15 protein-coding genes are annotated in these 19,418 nt (G+C 65.4%); 7 read left to right on the plus strand and 8 right to left on the minus strand.

What is annotated here, in order from left to right; all coding sequences use genetic code 11:
• Window positions 1–11: 11 nt before the first annotated feature.
• Complete coding sequence (locus E5675_RS12650; protein WP_136174833.1) at window positions 12–1,604, plus strand: isocitrate lyase; 1,593 nt, start codon at window positions 12–14, stop codon at window positions 1,602–1,604.
• Window positions 1,605–1,745: 141 nt separating this feature from the next.
• Here E5675_RS12650 and E5675_RS12655 read toward each other — a convergent pair whose 3' ends face one another.
• Together E5675_RS12655 and E5675_RS12660 are read right to left on the minus strand one after the other, a co-directional pair.
• Window positions 1,746–2,732 carry a TerC family protein gene (locus E5675_RS12655; RefSeq protein WP_136174834.1) on the minus strand — a complete coding sequence of 329 codons (987 nt, stop codon included), beginning with the start codon at window positions 2,730–2,732 and terminating at the stop codon, window positions 1,746–1,748.
• A 68-nt stretch (window positions 2,733–2,800) separates the two neighbouring features.
• Complete coding sequence (locus E5675_RS12660; RefSeq protein WP_136174835.1) at window positions 2,801–2,998, minus strand: DUF465 domain-containing protein; 198 nt, start codon at window positions 2,996–2,998, stop codon at window positions 2,801–2,803.
• A 242-nt stretch (window positions 2,999–3,240) separates the two neighbouring features.
• Between E5675_RS12660 and E5675_RS12665 the strand changes: the two genes are divergently transcribed.
• The gene (locus E5675_RS12665; RefSeq protein ID WP_136174836.1) at window positions 3,241–4,008 is read left to right on the plus strand and encodes a crotonase/enoyl-CoA hydratase family protein; all 768 of its coding nucleotides are present in this window, start codon (window positions 3,241–3,243) and stop codon (window positions 4,006–4,008) included.
• Window positions 4,009–4,165: 157 nt separating this feature from the next.
• On the opposite strand, the gene E5675_RS12670 is transcribed toward E5675_RS12665, so the two are convergent.
• From E5675_RS12670 to E5675_RS12690, 5 genes are all read right to left on the minus strand, one after another.
• The gene (locus E5675_RS12670; protein WP_247594605.1) at window positions 4,166–4,990 is read right to left on the minus strand and encodes a helix-turn-helix transcriptional regulator; all 825 of its coding nucleotides are present in this window, start codon (window positions 4,988–4,990) and stop codon (window positions 4,166–4,168) included.
• 482 nt (window positions 4,991–5,472) lie between these two features.
• Window positions 5,473–6,798: an amidohydrolase gene (locus E5675_RS12675; protein ID WP_168707971.1), complete on the minus strand. Its 1,326-nt coding sequence runs from the start codon at window positions 6,796–6,798 to the stop codon at window positions 5,473–5,475.
• A 26-nt stretch (window positions 6,799–6,824) separates the two neighbouring features.
• Window positions 6,825–7,472: a DUF4893 domain-containing protein gene (locus E5675_RS12680; protein WP_136174838.1), complete on the minus strand. Its 648-nt coding sequence runs from the start codon at window positions 7,470–7,472 to the stop codon at window positions 6,825–6,827.
• Window positions 7,473–7,545: 73 nt separating this feature from the next.
• Complete coding sequence (locus E5675_RS12685) at window positions 7,546–8,331, minus strand: 3-hydroxybutyrate dehydrogenase (RefSeq protein WP_136174839.1); 786 nt, start codon at window positions 8,329–8,331, stop codon at window positions 7,546–7,548.
• 32 nt (window positions 8,332–8,363) lie between these two features.
• Window positions 8,364–9,521, minus strand: a complete 1,158-nt coding sequence (locus E5675_RS12690; protein ID WP_136174840.1) for a patatin-like phospholipase family protein — start codon at window positions 9,519–9,521, stop codon at window positions 8,364–8,366.
• A 153-nt stretch (window positions 9,522–9,674) separates the two neighbouring features.
• Between E5675_RS12690 and E5675_RS12695 the strand changes: the two genes are divergently transcribed.
• Together E5675_RS12695 and E5675_RS12700 are read left to right on the plus strand one after the other, a co-directional pair.
• On the plus strand, window positions 9,675–10,580 hold the full coding sequence (locus tag E5675_RS12695) for a neutral zinc metallopeptidase (protein WP_136174841.1): 906 nt from the start codon (window positions 9,675–9,677) through the stop codon (window positions 10,578–10,580).
• A complete protein-coding gene (locus E5675_RS12700) occupies window positions 10,553–11,839 on the plus strand; it encodes an amidohydrolase family protein (protein WP_136174842.1) in 1,287 nt (428 codons plus the stop codon). The genes E5675_RS12695 and E5675_RS12700 overlap by 28 nt, the downstream gene beginning before the upstream one ends.
• A gap of 161 nt (window positions 11,840–12,000) precedes the next feature.
• On the opposite strand, the gene E5675_RS12705 is transcribed toward E5675_RS12700, so the two are convergent.
• Window positions 12,001–12,765, minus strand: coding sequence for an HPP family protein (locus E5675_RS12705; protein WP_136174843.1), 765 nt, complete (start codon window positions 12,763–12,765; stop codon window positions 12,001–12,003).
• Between the two features lie 130 nt (window positions 12,766–12,895).
• Here E5675_RS12705 and E5675_RS12710 point away from each other — a divergent pair, with 130 nt between their 5' ends.
• The 3 genes from E5675_RS12710 to E5675_RS12720 all read left to right on the plus strand — a co-directional run bounded on the left by E5675_RS12710 (window position 12,896) and on the right by E5675_RS12720 (window position 19,325).
• Window positions 12,896–14,962 carry a S9 family peptidase gene (locus E5675_RS12710; protein WP_136174844.1) on the plus strand — a complete coding sequence of 689 codons (2,067 nt, stop codon included), beginning with the start codon at window positions 12,896–12,898 and terminating at the stop codon, window positions 14,960–14,962.
• Between the two features lie 149 nt (window positions 14,963–15,111).
• Complete coding sequence (locus E5675_RS12715) at window positions 15,112–17,865, plus strand: valine--tRNA ligase (protein ID WP_136174845.1); 2,754 nt, start codon at window positions 15,112–15,114, stop codon at window positions 17,863–17,865.
• Complete coding sequence (locus E5675_RS12720; protein WP_247594606.1) at window positions 17,862–19,325, plus strand: MATE family efflux transporter; 1,464 nt, start codon at window positions 17,862–17,864, stop codon at window positions 19,323–19,325. Before E5675_RS12715 ends, E5675_RS12720 begins: the two co-directional genes overlap by 4 nt.
• The last annotated feature ends 93 nt before the right edge of the window (window positions 19,326–19,418 follow it).

Raw genomic sequence — 19,418 nt, forward strand, 5'->3', positions numbered from 1 at the left:
GGACAAAGACGATGGGCTACCAAGAAGATATGGCGCAGGCAGGCCGCCTCATTCGCGACTACGACGGCACCTGGGACGGCATCAGCGGCGAGAGCATCGCCCGCATGCGCGCCCAGAACAAGTTCCGCACCGGCCTCGACATCGCCCGCTACACCGCGCGCATCATGCGCGCCGACATGGCCGCCTATGACGCCGACCCCGCGAACTACACCCAGTCCTTGGGCTGCTGGCATGGTTTCATCGCGCAGCAGAAGATGATCTCGATCAAGAAGCATTTCGGCACCGTCAAGGGCCGCTACATCTATCTGTCGGGCTGGATGATCGCCGCGCTGCGCAGCGAATTCGGCCCCCTGCCCGACCAGTCGATGCACGAGAAGACCAGCGTTCCGGCGCTGATCGAGGAAATCTATACCTTCCTCCGCCAAGCCGACGCTCGCGAGCTCGGCATGCTGTTCCGCGACCTCGACGCCGCGCGCGCCGAGGGCGACGAGCTCAAGGCGAAGCAGGTTCAGGCGGCGATCGACAATCATGAAACGCATGTCGTGCCGATCATCGCCGATATCGACGCCGGCTTCGGCAACGCCGAGGCGACGTACCTCCTCGCCAAGAAGATGATCGAGGCCGGCGCGTGCGCGCTCCAGATCGAAAATCAGGTCTCGGACGAAAAGCAGTGCGGCCATCAGGATGGCAAGGTCACCGTGCCGCACGAGGACTTTATCGCCAAGATCCGTGCCTGCCGTTACGCCTTCATGGAACTCGGCGTCGAGGACGGCATCATCGTGACGCGCACCGACAGCCTCGGCGCGGGCCTGACCAAGCAGATCGCCTTCTCGAAGGAGCCCGGCGACCTTGGCGACCAATATAACAGCTTCCTCGACTGCGAAGAGGTCGAAGGCGCGGGCAACCCCGGCGACGTGCTGATCAACCGCGACGGCAAGCTGATGCGCCCGAAGCGCCTGCCCTCGAACCTCTATCAGTTCCGTTCGGGAACCGGCGAGGACCGCTGCGTGATGGACTGCATCGCGAGCCTGCAGAACGGCGCCGACCTGCTGTGGATCGAGACCGAAAAGCCGCACATCGAACAGATCGCCGGCATGGTCGACCGCATCCGCGAAGTCGTCCCCAATGCGAAGCTCGCCTACAATAATTCGCCGAGCTTCAACTGGACGCTCAACTTCCGCCAGCAGGTGTTCGACGCGTGGAGCGCCGAGGGCAAGGACGTCAGCGCCTATGACCGCGCCAAGCTGATGAGCGCCGATTACGACGCAACGCCGCTGGGCGAAGAAGCCGACAACCGCATCCGCACCTTCCAGCGCGACGCGGCGAAGCGGGCGGGCATCTTCCATCACCTGATCACGCTGCCGACCTATCACACCGCGGCGCTCAGCACCGACAACCTCGCCAAGGAATATTTCGGCGAAGAAGCGATGCTCGGCTACGTCAAGGGCGTCCAGCGCGCCGAAATCCGCCAGGGCATCGCCTGCGTGAAGCACCAGAACATGAGCGGAAGCGACATCGGCGACGATCACAAGGAATATTTCGCCGGCGAAGCGGCCCTCAAGGCCGCGGGCAAGGACAATACGATGAACCAGTTCGCCGCGTAAAAAGTTAGACGCGGGGGCCCGTTGCAACCCCCGCGTCGCCCATCTTGGCGCGGGGCTCGCGACCCGCCCCGCGCCTACCGAGCTTTCCTGGGGAGGAAAGCCTGTCCGTCGGAAGCTTATACGGGCTTCCGGCGGACATTTTTATCGCGGCAGCACCGCCGCTTCGTCACGCGTCTTGACGAGCGACCAGATGATCCCGCCCGCGATCAGCGCGACCGTCACCCCCAGGCTCACCAGCGGCGGGAATTTGTCGCCGCCGAGGATGAAATCGGCGACGAAGATCTTCGACCCGATGAACACCAGCACCAGCGCGAGCGCATATTTGAGGTAATGGAAACGGTGCACCATCGCCGATAGCGCGAAATAGAGCGCGCGCAGGCCGAGGATCGCCATGATGTTCGACGTATAGACGATGAAAGTATCGGTCGTGATCGCGAAGATCGCGGGCACGCTGTCGACCGCGAACACCAGATCAGCGAGGTTGATCACGACCAGCGCAAGGAACAGCGGCGTCGCGGCCATGACCATCTTGCCCGTTTTCGTATCGGGCACGCGCACGAAAAATTTCTCGCCGTGCAGATCGTCGGTCAGCGGGATGTGCCGCGACAGCCATCTGACGACCGGATTGCCCTTCACATCCATCGGCGTATCGCTCGCGAACAGCATCCTCACGCCGGTAAAAACGAGGAAGGCCGCGAAAATATAGAGCACCCAGCCATATTCGGTGACCAGCGCCGCGCCGCCCGCGATCATGATACCGCGCAGCACGATCACCGCGACGATACCCCAAAGCAAAGCGCGATACTGGTAGCGCGGCGGGATCGCAAAGGTCGTGAAGATCAGCGAGATGACGAAGATATTGTCGATCGACAACGCCTTCTCGATGAAGAAGCCGGTATAATATTGCAGCCCCGCCTCGCCGCCCTTCGCGGCCCAGACCCAAGCGCCGAACGCCATCGCGATGCCAATATAGAGCGCCGAGAGCTTCAAACTCTCGCCGATCCCCATCTCCTTATTCTCCTTGTTAAGGATGCCAAGGTCGAAGGCGGTGAGCGCGATGACGAGCGCGATGAAGGCGAGCCAGAACCACGCCGGGGTGCCCAGCCAGTCGGCAAAAAGAAATTCCATGATGTCTTTCCCTGGATGCACCGAAAGCGCCGCCTTTCGGCAGCGCTCCGGTCGTCAATTATCGGTGATCAGCGGGCGAGCGCCGGGCGCAACGCGGGCGAACGCAAAGTCAGCGCCACAAGCCGCTCCTTGACCACGAGCTTCAACGTCTTGAGCCGCAGCAGGCGGAACGGATCCGCGCCGCGCCGGTGCGCCTCGCGCCGCTCTGCATCGTCGAGCTGGCGATGGAGCTGGGTCAGACGATAGAAATTGGGAGAAAATGTCATCGAAAAGGGCCTCCTGATTGAAAAATCAAGCAGGTGACGCCGATGCTGTTACCCTCAAAACAGGGGGGAGAAAGGGCCGCAAGCATCGGTGTCACCCGATGCGGTCCGACATCACGTGGCGGGAATTGTCCCGCCGACGCCAGAGGGGCCCGGCCCGCATATCTTTTATTTAGGGAGCGCGTCCGCCGCTTGCAAGTCCCCCCGCCCCGCGTCACGCTCTATCCGATGAAGGAGCAAGCCCGATGAGCGTCACCATCGCGAAGGACGGACCTGTCACGATCGTCACGATCGATCGCCCGGCGAAGCGCAACGCGGTCGACCCCGCGACCGCCGACGCCCTGCGCGACGCCTTCACCGCCTTCGCGGCCGACAAGGATGCGAAGGTCGTGATCCTCACCGGCAGCGAGGGCCATTTCTGCGCCGGCTTCGACCTCGGCGCGGTCGGCGCCTCGCGCTACGACCCCGACGGCCCCGGACCGATGGGCCCGACACGGATGCTGCTTGAAAAGCCGGTGATCGCTGCGGTCGAAGGCCATGCGGTCGCCGGCGGGCTCGAACTCGCGCTTTGGTGCGACCTCCGCGTCGCAGCGGAAAGCGCCGTTTTCGGTGTCTATTGCCGCCGCTGGGGCGTGCCGCTGATCGACGGCGGCACGGTCCGCCTGCCACGCATCGTAGGGCAAGGCCGCGCGCTCGACATGATCCTGACCGGCCGCCCCGTCGCCGCCGACGAAGCCCACCGTATCGGCCTCGCCGACCGCGTCGTCGCAGACGGCAGCGCGGTTGCCGCCGCGATCGAACTCGCGAAACAGATCGCCGCCTTTCCGCAAACCTGCATGAACAGCGACCGGCTGAGTGCCTACCGCCAATGGGATTTCGAAATCGAAGGAGCGCTGGCGCACGAAGCGCACGCCGGCGTAGCCCCTTTGCGCGAAGGCGCGGCAGCGGGCGCGAAACGCTTCACCGACGGAGCCGGTCGCGGCGGCAGTTTTGCGACTTTCGCGGGGGAATGACCGAGAAACCATAAAAGGCGGCCCCCAGGGGCAAGCCCGAGGCGCCGAAGGTTGGGAGGGGGGCATTGCGCACGTGACGTCTGCAACTTTGCAGGCCGCGAACGCGTGAGGTCCGGCATTTCTTCGAAGCCCCGCACGATGCCGGTGGTGGAAGCGATCAGGAAACGCGGTTAAAGTGCGTCGTTTCCAGCCTTTGAAGCTTGTCGCTAGACCAGACGATCGTTTCGGTCATGGATTTCAGATCCTTCGCAACGGTATAGACGCGCGTAGACACCCGCGCGCCCGCCTTTCCCAGCGTCATCACCAACGTGTCGGGCGCCGGCTGGCGCAAGGCAACGCTGTCGATGAAATCCATGTTGCCCGCGACGGGTACGGGGACGCCGTCGAGCGCGGCGGTCGATTCCGCATGTCGGCTGGAGCCGTCGGGCGCGACGATTTCTACCCGCGTTGTCCATTTGCCGTCCTGCGATGCGCGAAACGTCATCGTCACGCGCTGCGGCCGTTCGTCCTCGGGCATGGCCGATGCGTCCAGCGACCAGCTTCCGGCCAGCGGTAGTTGCTGGGATTCCGAGCTGTGGACAGCGTCGGCTGTTCCGGCCTGATCGGCGGAAGGGGCGGCTGCGAACATTAATCCGGCGGCGGCCAGGGGTATTGCAATGAGCATGGCGATCATTCCTTTCGAACCACGAACCCCAACGGTTGCGGTGTGCGCCAAGTCTTTCCCGGTGGAGCGGCGGCTCGAAAGATCGATATTTTCGTCACAAGTTTTTTGGCGGTCCAGAAGCCGCGCCAATTCGCGGCTGCTGCCGATACCCGTTTTCCGGCGGGCGGAGCGCAAACGCTCGTTAATCGAGGTTTCCGAACGGCCCAGACGCGCTGCGATGGTCTTGACGGTATGCCCGGCGACCAACAGGCGCAAAATTTCCATTTCCCGGTCGGTTAGGCATGCAGACAAACCGGGAGCGGGTTCATTGGCAGACATGTCTTTTGCTCACCACAGCCTCACGAACAGGTCCATCCCAATTTAATTGGGAAAGGGCAGCAGGGCCAGACCGAGCATGGGGCGAAGCGGTGGGGCTCGCTGATCAGCTTATCCCGTCTGGCGAATCAATAATGTCCAAAGTTCAGTAAAGTTCAGCCCCATGCGCGCACCGGGCCTTGCGGCGGGCCGGACGCGCCCGGCACGCCCCTTCGCGTCGCACCGGCACGCGACCGCTTTTACCCGACAAATGAAAGAGCCGGATGAAGGCTGGCACAGCCGGATAATGTAGGAAAGACCTGTTTAGGCGATGCCTGCTTTGGGGTGGGGGGCTGCCATTGCATGCTCTCACTTTCGTCATCCCGGGCTTGACCCGGGACCCGCCTTTTCTTCCTGACGACGGCGAAAAGGCAAGGCAGGCCCCGGGTCAAGCCCGGGGTGACGGTAATGGGAATGCCCGCTTCCGGTCGTCAGCGGACGATCCCTTATTTCTTCCCCATCAGCTTCATCGTCATCGCGGTCAGCGCCTCGGTCGCGGTCGAGATCACCGCGGGCGCGTCGGGCGCCCAGAAGGGCGAGTGGAGGCTCGGCAATGTCCGGCCTTCCTTCTTCGCCGCGTCATATTCGGCCTGCGGCACCCCGCCGACCCAGACGATCAGGCTCTTGATGCTCTTGTCCTCGCGCCCGAAGCGGCCGAAGTCCTCGCCGCCCATCACCGGCGGCATCTTGACCACACGCTCCTCGCCGAAGCTGGTCGTCAGGAACGCCGCCATCTCCTCGGTGAATTCGGGGGTATTAAAGGTCGCGGGCGTATATTCGTCCCGTTGCACCGTCACCACCGGCATCCGGTCCTCCGGCACCCCCGCCGAGATCGCCTCGCCCTTCGCGATGCGCGCGATGCCGTCCAGCAGATGGTCACGCACCGCGTCGGTATAGCTGCGCACCGTCAGTTGCAGGCGCGCCTCGTCCGAAATAATATTGTGCTTGGCGCCCGCATGAAAGCTGCCGACCGTCACCACCGCGCTGTCGAGCGGGCTCACCTCGCGCGACACCAAGGTCTGGAGCGCGCCGACGATCCGGCTCCCCAGCACGATCGGATCCTTCGTCGCCTGCGGATAGGCGCCGTGGCCCCCGACGCCCTTCACCAATATGTCGACGCTGTCGACATTGGCGAGCGCATAGCCCGGCGTATAACCGATCTTGCCCGCGGGGAACTGTGCCGCGTCATGGAACGCCAGCACATATTCGGGTTTCGGGAAGCGCGTATAGAGCCCGTCCTCGAGCATCATCCGCGCGCCCGCGCCGCGTTCCTCTGCGGGCTGGCCGATCATCACCAGCGTGCCCGACCATTTACCCTTGTTCGCCGCCATCAGCCGCGCGACGCCGATCCACGCCGTCATATGCGTATCGTGGCCGCACGCGTGCATCACACCCGTTTCGACGCCTTCCTTGGTGGTGACGCGCACCTTCGACGCGCCGGGAAGCCCCGTCTGCTCGGTCACCGGCAGCCCGTCCATGTCGGCACGCACCATCACCACCGGGCCGGGGCCATTCTCCATCACCGCGACGATGCCGGTTCCGCCCACCTTTTCGGTGACCTTGAAGCCTAGCTTGCGCGCCTCGGCGGCGAGGATGCCCGCCGAGCGCACTTCCATGAAGCTGAGTTCGGGGTGAGCGTGCAGATCCTTGTAGATCGCCATCAGCGACGGCATCTGCTGCTCGACCTCGCCGCGCAGCGCCTGCGCCGCGGCGGGCATCGCGCCCGATACCGCCAAGGCCAGCGCCGCCGCGCCCGTCCACAAAATCCGCATCATCTTTCCCCTGTTTTGTCGGTTCTTCAGCCCGCCGGGACCAGTTCGATCACGTCGAGCAGCGATTCATAGGCCGGCGCCGGCAGCACGAGCCGCCAGCGATTGTCGCCGATCCGTTCGACCAGCCCCGCCATGTCGCGCATCCGGTCGCTGCCGTAATTGAGCGCCATCTTCTCGTCACCGAGTTCGAGCGTGCCGAGAAAGACCTGCCGCTTCAGATTGTCGGGAAAGATCAGGCCAACGGGGCGCTGTGATCCCGACAGCTTGGTCAGGCTCGACAGACCCTGTTCGGGCGCGACGCGGCAGCGGAACCACCCATAGGCGATATAACCGAGCGCCCCGCGCCCCTGCGCGCCGACCTTGATCGTCCGGCAGCGATATTCGCCCGCAGGCAAATGTGGGTTGGGCAGTGCCGCCATCGGCTGGAGCAGCGCGCCCTCGCGGTCGATATCGGCGCCGAAACCCTTGGCGCGGGCGTCGGCGAGCGCCGCCTGCCAACTGCTGTACCAGCCGCGGATCCGCTGTTTGTCGGGATCGGTCGCGGTCGCGCGCCAGCCGCCCGCCTCCTCGGCCGGCGGCGCGTCGGCCGACGATGGCGGAATGGATGGCACGGTGCGGCAGGCGCCGAGCGCGATGCCGAGCGCCGCGGTTAAAACCCAAATGGAGCGACCCATGATTCTCTTTCTCTCCCCGACCCCTATGGTTAACCTTAGGAGCGCAAAGGAGATTGCTCAAGGGCGGAGCGGATCAAGCCGCGGTCCAGCCGCCATCGACGCTGAGGTTCGCGCCCGTAATGTTAGCCGCCTCTTCGCGCGTCAGGAAACTCGCGAGCGCCGCGACCTGCTCGACCGTCACGAACTGTTTGGTCGGCTGCCCCGCAAGCAGCACGTCGTTGATCACCTGCTCGCGCGTCATGCCGCGCGCCTTCATCGTGTCGGGAATCTGGTTCTCGACCAGCGGGGTCCAGACATAGCCGGGGCTGATGCAATTGACCGTGATCCCGGCGTCGGCGACCTCGAGCGCGACGGTCTTCGTCAGCCCCGCGAGTCCGTGCTTCGCGGTGACGTAGGCCGATTTAAACGGCGAGGCGACGAGCGAGTGCGCCGATGCCGTGCCGATGATCCGCCCCCATTTCTTCTTCCGCATCCCCGGCACGGCATGACGGATCGTGTGGAACGCCGCGGTCAGGTTGAGCGCGATGATCATGTCCCACTTCTCGGGCGGGAAATCCTCGACAGGTGACACGAACTGCATCCCCGCATTGTTGACGAGGATGTCGATGCCGCCGAAATCCTGCTCGGCGCGCGCGAACATCGCCTCAATCGCATCGGGCTGGGTCAGGTCCGCGCCGTCATAGGCGGCCTTGCCGCCGCTGATCGCCTCCAGCCCCTTGCGCTCCGCCTCGACCGCATCAGCGTCGCCGAAACCATTAATGATGATGTCGGCGCCGTCAGCGGCAAAGGCCTTGGCTATGCCGAGCCCGATGCCCGAGGTCGATCCGGTGACGAGGGCGGTCTTTCCTTTAAGGCGCATGGTGCGGGGTCCTTCTTCTTGGGGGAGAGAAATCAGCCGAGGTCGGTGCCGGCCTTCGGTTTCAGCCCGTCGGGCTGCACGGCAAAGCTGTCCGACCGGCCCTCTGCGATGCTTTCGGCGAGCAGATGGCCGTCCTTCATCGCCGCCTCGACCGCGGCGCGACCGAGCGCCCAGTTGACCTCCATCGTCGAGCGCGAAAATTCGAAATCGCGCGCGCCGGTCTGCCACGCGGGCGGCTCGTGGATCAGCTGAACGAGGTTGAGCGCCTTGCACTCGACCATCCGCCGCACCGCCTTCACTTCGGCAAGGTCCGCGAACTCCTCGGGCAGCTTCGCGAGCATCCGGTCGATCAGCCTATGCTCCTTGCGGCGGCGCACAAGCCCATCCGAAATCCGCCGCGTGCGGCTCGAAAAGCGGATATCCTTCTCGCGCGACCAGGCTTCCTCAAGGTCGTGCGGCCGCACTCCGCGCGCTGGGAACAGATCGACCTGAAACACCAGCATATCCTCGTTCGCCGCCGCGACGACATGTTCGAGCGGGGTGTTCGACACGAGCCCGCCGTCCCAATACCATGTCCCGTCGATCTCGACCGGAGGCAGCCCCGGCGGCAGGGCTCCCGACGCCAATATATGCCGCGCGTCGATCGTGTCGCACGTCGTGTCGAAATAACGGAAATTGCCCGTCTCGACCGCGACCGCGCCGACCGACAGCCGCACCTTGCCATTATTCACCCGGTCCCAGTCGACGAGCCGGTCGAGCGTCGCCGCCAGCGGCGCGGTGTCGTAGAAGCTGACCGCCTCGGGCGTTTGCCGCTCGGCAAGCGCTGGCGGCGGAAAGCGCGGCGTGAAAAAGCCCGGCACACCGAACGCCATCACCTGTCCCGCGGCCGCCATATGCGACCATTCGCGCGCCCAGTCATTGTCGGGCGTCGGCAGCGAGGGGAGCGCCGATGATGCGCCTTCCCAGAAATCACGCATCTTGCCGACCGCCTGATCGCGCTCATTCCCGGCGATGATCGCGGCGTTGACCGCACCGATCGAAATCCCCGCGACCCAGTCGAGTTCGATGCCAAGATCGATCAGCGCCTCATACACCCCCGCCTGAAACGCGCCGAGCGCGCCGCCGCCCTGCAGGACGAGCACAACGAGGTCGGGAAGCGGCAAGGCGGTGCGGGCGGCTCGGCGGGGCATGGACTCGGGGGACAATCCTCTGACTTGGAGCGGCGCCCATGTTGCACCGCAGCACGCGTCATTGCAATGGCTTGTCGGCTGCGAACCCCCTTCCAATTGCCCGGCGCTGCTGTAACACTCGCGCCCGAACGTCCTTGATGGTGGAGAAGCCCGATGCGCCTCGACGATTATGATCCCGGAGACGATATTCGCGATCTGGGCCGAGGCGGCGGCGGTTTCGGCGGCGGCGGAGGGGGCGGAATCGGCGGGCTGCTGATTGGGTTCCTGCCGATGCTGCTCGGGCGCAAGATGGGCTGCGGGACGATCCTGCTGCTCGGCGCAGTGGCATTTTTCCTGCTCGGCCCCGGTGCCAATATGCTGAGCAGCGGCAGCGGTTCGGCCGATCCGATGGCCGACAGCCGGGGCGCTTCCGGCGCCATATGCGACACGGAAGCGGAGCGTTTTGCCTGCAACGTGTTCAGTTCGACCAACAAGGTGTGGGGTGGCCTGATCAACGGCTATCGCGAACCAAGCCTGCGTTTCTATACCGACAACAACCGCTCCGGATGCGGCGCGGCCCAATCGGCGATGGGGCCCTTCTATTGCCCCGCCGACCAAGGCATCTACCTCGACACCAGCTTCTTCCGCGAACTCGACCAAAAGTTCGGGGCCGCAGGCGACGCGGCGCAGGCGTACGTCGTTGCGCACGAGGTTGGGCATCATATCCAGACGGTCAGCGGCGTTTCCGATCAGGTGCGCCGAGCACAACAACGCGCGTCGCAGGCCGAGGGCAATGCGCTGCAGGTCCGTATGGAACTGCAGGCAGATTGCTACGCCGGCGTCTGGGCCGCACGCGCAAAGACAAACGACGGCCAATCGGTGATGGAACCGGGCGACATGGAAGAGGCGATGCGCGCGGCCAATGCGATCGGCGACGACACGCTGATGCGCTCCGCAGGCCAGCGCCCGGTGCCCGAAAGCTTTACCCACGGCACGAGCGAACAGCGCATGAGCTGGCTTCGCCGCGGCCTACAGACGGGGGATCCGCGTCAGTGCAACGCCTTCGATACCGCCATCTGAGCGCCGCGCTCGCGGCATCTCTTCTGGCGGCATCGCCGGCTTCGGCCGAAACGCTGTATATCGCGGCCGGGCGGCTGATCGACGGCGTCTCGAACGCAGTCCGCACCGGCCAGTGCATCACTGTCGAGACCGAACGCATCAAGGCGGTCGACGCCTGCGGAAAGGCGCCCGATGGTGCGACGATCATCGACTGGTCGGGCTTCACCGTCCTCCCCGGCCTGATCGACCTTCACACGCACCTCGCCGACCTCGGCCAGAGCGCCGACCTCGCCGCGCCGATGAAGGCATCGCCTGCCGAAACCGCGCTCGTCGGCGCGCGCAACGCGCGCGTCACGCTCGAAGCGGGCTTCACCAGCGTCCGCGACGTCGGCACCTATCGCGGCCTGACCGATGTAGCGCTGCGCAATGCGATCGACCGCGGCGACGTGCCCGGCCCGCGCATGTGGGTCGCGGGCGCTTACCTCACCATCCCAAAAGGCGGCGGCGAACTCAACGGCGTTGTACCGAATGAGCAACTGCCGCTCGACATGCGCCTCGGCGTCGCCGCGACGCCCGAGGAAGCGGCCGCAAAGACGGCATATCTGCTCGACCATGGCGCCGATTTCATCAAGACGATCGCGACCGGCGCGGTGCTCGCGATCGGCACCGAACCCGGCGCGCCCGAACTGACGCCCGAACAGCTCCGCGCGATTGTGAAAGTCGCACATGCGCGCGGAAAAAGGGTCACCGCGCACGCGCACGGCGCCGAAGGGATCAAGAATGCCATCCGCGCCGGCGTCGACAGCATCGAACACGCCAGCCTCGCCGACGAGGAGGCGCTCCAGCTCGCGAAAAAGCAGGGCACATGGCTCGCGATGGACATCTACAACGGCACTTATATCGACGAGGTCGGCACGAAAGAGGGCTGGCCCGAGGAATATCTGCGCAAGAACCGCGAGACGACCGACGCGCAGCGCGCCGCCTTCCGCCGCGCGGTCGGGCTCGGCGTCAACATCGGCTATGCGACCGACGCCGGCGTCTATCCGCACGGGCTCAACGCGCGGCAGTTCCGTAATATGGTCAAATATGGGATGACGCCGATGCAAGCGATCCAGTCGGCGACCGGCCGCGCCGCCGAGGAAATGGGGCGCGGCGACATCGGCGCGATCGTCCCAGGGCGTTACGCCGACTTCGTCGCGGTCAGGGCCGACCCGCTCGCTGACATCGGCGTGCTCGAAAAGATCGACCATGTGATGAAGGGCGGCGTGCTGATCCGCTGACGAGCGGTTGCGGCCACTCCAGTCGTCCCCTCTTTCCAACATCTTCACCCTCGAACGACACGCGGCTCATTCGACTTGACCCGGGGTCCACTCGCGCGTCGCTTGAGGGGTGGATCCCGGGCCAAGCCCGGGATGACGATTCAGGTATGCGTTGGTCGCCTCTAGCTACGCTCGACCTCGCGCACCGCCTTCTTGCCGCGCACCTTCTTGACCCCGTCGATCTGCGCCCGTCCGATCCGCGACGCGGCATGGACCTCGGCGCGCGCGAGAAGCAGCGCGAGATCCTCGCGGCCGATGTCGAACGTCTCGCCCAGATCGGCGAGCGCCGCGTCGATGTCATCCATGAGCAGCCCCGCCGGCGCCGCCGCGACTGCGGGCTTGCCTTCGACCGGTGCCGCGCGGTGCGGGTAGCTATGACCCGAAAAACGGTGAAAGACCCAACCCGCCGCGACAAGAATCAGCGAATTGACGGCGACAGGCAGCAGCAGGTGCCCGGCGTGGCCCGACGCGAGCGTATGTCCGCCGATCACTGCGCTCAATGCAGCAGCGCCGCCGGGCGGGTGGAGGCAGCGAAGCAGCGACATCATCAGGATTGCGCCGCCGACGGCCAACGCCGCAGCCAGCGCCGGTTCGGGCACCAGCCCGGCGACGATGATCCCCAACGCCGCCGAAATAACATTACCGCCGAAAATCGACCAGGGCTGGGCGAGCGGGCTCGCCGGGACCGCGAACAGCAACACCGCTGATGCGCCGATAGGCGCGACGATCCACGGCGTCGCGGCAGGAAATAAGATGAAGCAGGCGGCGCCCGCGATACCGATCCCGATCAGCGCACCGACGCTGCCGATCGCGCGGTCGCGCAGACTCGCGCCCGCAAGCAGCGGCACGAACAGGCGGACGGTGGTGGTAGATAGCGCGCGGAACAAGCGATTCTCCTTCGGATCGCGCCGATGGACGATCGTCGCCGGCCGATCCAGCGAAGTTTGATTGGTCCGCAAGAAGCTGGATTTGCCGCTAGGCTCTTGAACCGGCTCGTCGCGGCGTTAAACCCCCGCCATGCGTAACATGCTCCTCACCAGCGCGATCGCGCTCACCGCCGCCCTTTCAACCCCCGCCCTCGCCCGTCCGATGACCGAGGTCGATCTTGCGACCTTGAAACGCGTCGCCGCGCCGACGGCGTCGCCCGACGGCCGCTGGGTCGTCTTTCAGATGACCGAGACCGAAGCCGAGACTTACAAAAGATCGACCGGCCTCTGGCTCGTCGACCGTCAGGCGAAGGGCGCAAAGCCGGCGCCGGTCGCCGACGCCGCAGGAAAGAACGAGACGTCGCCCGCGTTCGACAAGGACGGTTTCCTCTATTTCCTCTCGAACGCGTCGGGCAAGGATCAGGTCTGGCGGATCGACCCGAAGGCGGGCGGCGCCGCGACGCAGGTCACCGACACCCACGCCGATGTCGCCGGATTCAAGATTTCGCCCGACGCGACCAAGCTGCTCGCGTGGGGCGATATTGCCAAGGAGTGCACCGATTTCGGCTGCGAGGCGAAGGATAAGGGCGCGCTCCCCGGTCCCGGCACCGGCCGTCTCTACAAGGATGGCGCGGGCTTCGTCCGCCACTGGGATCATTGGGAAACCCCCGGCACCTACAGCCGCCCCTTCGTCTTCAACCTCGAAGGCGGCAAGGCGACCGCCGCGCGCCCCGCCGATGCCGGCCTGATCGGCGACACCCCCTCCAAACCCTTCGGCGGCGGCGAGGAACTTGCGTGGGGCGCCGACAGCCGCACCATCTTCTTCACTTTGCGCAAGGCCGACCGGAACGAGCCGATGTCGACCAATCTCGATATCTACAGCTGGCTCGTCGACAGCCGGATGGCGCCGGTCAATCTGACGCAGGACAATCAGGCGACCGACACGCTGCCGACGCCGTCGCCCGACGGCAAATGGCTCGCTTACGTCGCGATGGCGCGCCCGGGTTATGAGGCCGACCGGCTCGTGCTGACGCTGCGCAACCTCGAAAGCGGCGAGACGAAGAAGCTCACCGACGCGTGGGACCGCTCGGTCGGCTCGATCGCTTGGGCTCCCGACGGCAAGTCGCTTTATGTCACCGCGCAGGACACGCTCGAACATCCGGTGTTCCGCGTCGACGCCGCGACGGGCAAGGTCGAGAAATTGAAGGCCTCGCCCGACGCCTTCGCAGGCAATATTGGCGACGTCACCCCGCTCCCCGGCGGCGCGCTCCTCTATTCGCGCAACAGCGCGCTCGCGCCCACCGACCTGTTCGTGCGTGACGCGAAGGGCAAGGTCGGTCAGCTCACCGCGGTCAACGCCGATCGCCTCGCCGAGTTCGATCCCGTCAAGCTCGACCGCATCCAGTTCGCGGGTGCGAACGGCGACACGGTGTGGGGCATGATCCTCAAGCCCGCGAACGCAGCCCAAAAGCTGCCGGTCGCCTTCATCGTCCATGGCGGGCCGCAGAGCAGCTTCGGCAACAGCTGGTCGACGCGCTGGAACCCACGCCTTTTCGCCCAGCAGGGTTATGGCGTCGTCACCGTCGATTTCCACGGCTCGACCGGCTATGGTCAGGCCTTCACCGACAGCATCAACAAGGATTGGGGCGGCAAGCCGCTCGAAGACCTGAAGCTCGGCCTCGCCGCCGCGGGCAAGCAGGATGCGCAGCTCGACTTGGGTAACGCCTGCGCGCTCGGCGCCTCCTACGGCGGCTATATGATGAACTGGATCGCAGGCCAGTGGACCGACGGCTTCAAATGCCTCGTCCAGCACGACGGCGTGTTCGACCTGCGCGCGATGGCGTTCGAGACCGAGGAACTCTGGTTCGACGAATGGGATCATGGCGGCCCCTGGTGGGAACGCACCGACCCCGAAAAGTGGAACCCGGTCAATCATGTCGACAAGTGGAAAACCCCGATGCTCGTGATCACGGGCGAAAAGGATTTCCGTATCCCCTACAGCCAGGGTCTTGCCGCCTTCACCGCGCTCCAGCGCCGAAATGTTCCATCACAGCTGCTCGTCTTCCCGGACGAAAATCACTGGGTCCTGAAGGGTGCGAACAGCGTGCAGTGGCATCAGACGGTGTTCAATTGGATGAGCAGCTATCTGAAGAAATAGGTCGCTCTTCTCTGCATCGTCACCCCGGACCTGATCCGGGGTCCATCTCCCACGCCTGGGTCATGGATGCCGGATCAAGTCCGGCATGACGACGCGCGGGTAATCACCCCCTTGCCGCCCCGCGCCCCGGCTGGCAAAGGCGCCCGGCTATGCCGATGGAAAAAACATTCGATCCCGCCGCTATCGAAGCAAAATGGGCCCATGAGTGGGAAAGCCGCGGACTCTTCCGTCCCGCGCGTCCCGACGCGACACCTTTTACGATCGTCAACCCGCCGCCGAACGTCACCGGCGCGCTCCATATCGGCCATGCGCTCGACAACACGCTGCAGGATGTGCTCGTCCGCTACGAACGCCTGCGCGGCAAGGATGCGCTCTGGGTTGTCGGTATGGACCATGCCGGCATCGCGACGCAGATGGTCGTCGAGCGCCAGCTCAACGAACGCCAGCAAAAGCGTACCGATTTCACGCGCGACGAATTCGTCGACAAGGTCTGGGAATGGAAAGCCGAAAGCGGCGGCCAGATCACCGGCCAGCTCCGCCGCCTCGGCTGCTCAATGGACTGGAGCCGCGAGCAGTTCACGATGGACCCGCATTTCACGCAGGCCGTGGTCAAGGTGTTCGTCGACCTTCACAAAAAGGGCCTGATCTACCGCGACAAGCGCCTCGTGAACTGGGACCCCGCGCTCAAGACCGCGATTTCGGACCTCGAGGTCGAATCGCACGAAGTGCCGGGCCATATGTGGCACTTCAAATATCCGCTCGCGGGCGGCGAGACCTACACCTATGTCGAGCGCGACGCCGACGGCCATGTCGTGCTGGAAGAAGAGCGCGACTATATTTCGATCGCGACGACGCGCCCCGAAACGATGCTCGGCGACGGCGCGGTGGCGGTGCACCCCGATGACGAACGCTATCGGCCGATCGTCGGCAAATATTGCGAAATCCCTGTCGGGCCGAAAGAACATCGCCGCCTGATCCCGATCATCACCGACGAATATCCCGATCCGCATTTCGGGTCGGGCGCGGTCAAGATCACCGGTGCGCACGACGAAAACGACTATGGCGTCGCGCAGCGGAACAATATTCCGATGTACCGGCTGATGGACGAGGTCGCCGCGATGCGCGCCGACGGGGCGCCCTATACCGAAGCCGCCGCGCGCGCCGTCGAGATCGCCAAGGGCGCGACCGCGACCCCGGCCGAAATCGACGCGCTCAACCTCGTGCCCGAGGAATATCGCGGACTCGACCGCTACGAAGCCCGTAAGCGGGTGGTGGCGGACATCGAGGCCGAAGGGCTGATGGTCAAGGTCGAGGACAAGCTGATCATGCAGCCGTTCGGCGACCGCGGCGGCGTGGTGATCGAACCGATGCTGACCGACCAATGGTATGTCGACGCCAAGACGCTCGCGCAGCCGCCGATGCAGGCGGTCCGCGACGGCCGCATCAACATCGTGCCCAAGACGTGGGAAAAGACCTTCTTCAACTGGATGGAGAATATCCAGCCCTGGTGCGTCTCGCGCCAGCTCTGGTGGGGCCACCGGATTCCGGCGTGGTATGCCGAAGACGGCCGTATCTTCGTCGCCGAAACCGAAGAGGAAGCGCAGGCCGAGGCCGGCGCCGGCGTCGCCCTGACGCGCGACGAGGACGTGCTTGACACCTGGTTCTCCTCCGCCCTCTGGCCTTTCGCGACGCTCGGCTGGCCCGAAAACACCGACCTGCTGAAGCGCCACTACCCCAATGACGTGCTGATCTCGGGCTTCGACATCCTCTTCTTCTGGGATGCGCGTATGGCGATGCAGGGGATGGAGTTCATGGGCGACGTGCCGTGGAAGACGCTCTACCTCCACGGTCTCGTCCGCGCGCCCGACGGCGCGAAGATGTCGAAGTCGAAGGGCAATGTCGTCGATCCGCTCGGGCTGATCGACCAGTACGGCGCCGACGCGCTGCGTTTCTTCATGTCGGCGATGGAAAGCCAGGGCCGCGACATCAAGATGGATGACGCGCGCCTCGCCGGCTATCGAAATTTCGCGACCAAGCTGTGGAATGCCGCGCGCTTCTGCGAAGCCAATGGCATTTCGGCCTCGACCAGCTTCGACGCGCCGCCCGCCACGCTCCCCGTCAACCGCTGGATCATCGGGGAAGTCGCCGCGACCGTCGCCGCGATGGACAAGGCGTTCGCCGCCTACCGCTTCGACGATGCAGCGAATGCGATCTACAGCTTCGCGTGGGACCGCTTCTGCGACTGGTATCTCGAGCTGATCAAGGGCGCGATCGACGACGAGACCAAAGCCGTTGCCGGCTGGGTGCTCGACCAGATCCTCGTCATGCTCCACCCCTTCATGCCCTTCATCACCGAAGAGCTGTGGACCGGGCTCGGCGACCGCCCCGACTATCCGCTGATCACCGCGAAATGGCCCGCACCGAACGCCACGCGCGATACCGACGCCAGCGCCGACATCGACTGGCTCATCAAGCTGGTCGGCGAATTGCGCACCGGGAAGGCCGAGCTCGGCCTGCCGCCGGGCGCACGCCTGACCGCGCATTTCCCGGCGTCGCTGAAAACCCGCACCGACAAGCTCGCGGCGCAGCTTGACCGCCTTGCGCGTCTCGAAAGCGTCAGCTTCGATCCCGCCCCCGCGGGCGCGTCGGCGCAGCTCGTCGTCGAGGGCGAGACGATCACCGTCCCGCTCGAAGGCGTCATCGACATCACCGCCGAACGCGACCGGCTGACCAAGGCGCTCGCCGCCGCGGCAAAGGAGCGCGACGGCCTCGCCGGGCGCCTCAATAACCCGTCGTTCGTCGAGCGTGCCAAGGCCGAAGCCGTTGAAAAGGCCCGCGCCGATCACGCGGCGAAGGAAGCCGAGGCCGACCGCCTGACCGCTGCTCTGGCCCGGCTGGGGTGACGGACGGCGAGAGCCCCGTCACGCCGACGCCGGTCGCGGCGGCCGCCGATCCGGCCGCGAGCCCCGTCCCCCCGCGCCAGACCGCGCGCGACAGCGGGCGGATGGACCTCACCCAAGGTCCGATCACCAAAACGCTCATTCTTTTTGCGCTGCCAACGCTCGCGTCGAACATCCTCCAGACGCTGTCGGGGTCGGTGAACTCCATCTGGGTCGGGCAGTTCCTCGGCGAAGGCGCGCTCGCCGCGACCGCCAACGCGAACATCATCATGTTCCTGATGTTCGGCGCCTTTTTCGGCTTCGGCATGGCGGCGACCGTCCTCATCGGCCAGTCGATGGGGCGCGGCGATATCGACGCCGCACGCCGCGCGACTGGCGGCGTCGTCGGCCTCGCGCTGATCTTCTCGGCCGTGATCGCGATTCTGGGCTGGTTCGCTTCGGACCGCATATTGCGTTGGCTCGAAACCCCGCCCGAGGCCTTCGCGCTCGCGCACGATTACCTCCGCGTTACCTTCCTCGCCGTCCCCGCCTCGATGCTCTCGGTCACGCTGATGATGGCCTCGCGCGGCGCGGGCGATGCGATGACGCCCTTGCGCTTCATGATCCTGGCGGTCGTACTCGACATCGTCTTCAACCCGGTGCTGATCCTCGGCCTCGGCCCCTTCCCGCGCCTCGGCATCGCGGGCAGCGCGCTCGCGACCGCCGCAGCCGGCGCGATCAGCCTCGCGGGCATGATCGGCTGGTTCTATGCGAAGAACCACGTCCTTCGCCTCCGCGGCCACGAACTCGCCTATCTCTATCCCAAATGGTCCGAGCTGCGCTTCATCATCGGCCGCGGACTGCCGATGGGCGCGCAGATGCTCGTCATCTCGGGCGCCGGGCTCGTGATGGTCGGCCTCGTCAACCGCGAAGGGCTCGTCACCGCCGCCGCCTATGGCGCGACGCTCCAGCTCTGGAACTATATCCAGATGCCCGCGCTCGCGGTCGGCGCGGCGGTCAGCTCGATGGCGGCGCAGAATATCGGTGCAAACCGCTGGGACCGCGTCGCTTCGGTGACGAACAGCGGCATCATGATCAACCTCGCGATGACCGGGGTGCTGATCGTCCTGCTCCTGATCTTCGACCGCGCCGCGCTCGCGCTCTTCCTTGGCAGTGAAAGCCCCGCGATCGACGTTGCGCGCAATATTCAGCTCATCGCGACCTGGACCTTCCTGCCTTTCGGTACGACGATCGTGCTGATCAGCACGCTGCGCGCCAACGGATCGGTCGTGCCGCCGCTCGTCATCCTGTTCCTGTCGATGTTCCCGATCCGTCTCGGCATCTATTATTTCGGTTATCCGGCGGTGGGCAGCGACATCCTCTGGTGGAGCTTTCCCTTGTCGTCGCTCGCCTCGCTCGCGATGGCGTGGGCGATATACCGGCGCGGCAACTGGCGCCGCACGCTGCCGCAACCCGCCGGCTGACCGGCGGCCGCTTTCGACCAAGGCGCGCGCAGCTTCGACTGGCGGCCCAGCGCCCGCTAGCCATCGACCGGCTTTTGCCGCTAAAGCAACGTC

The sequence above is a fragment of the Sphingopyxis sp. PAMC25046 genome (assembly GCF_004795895.1).
Classification (GTDB): Bacteria; Pseudomonadota; Alphaproteobacteria; order Sphingomonadales; family Sphingomonadaceae; genus Sphingopyxis.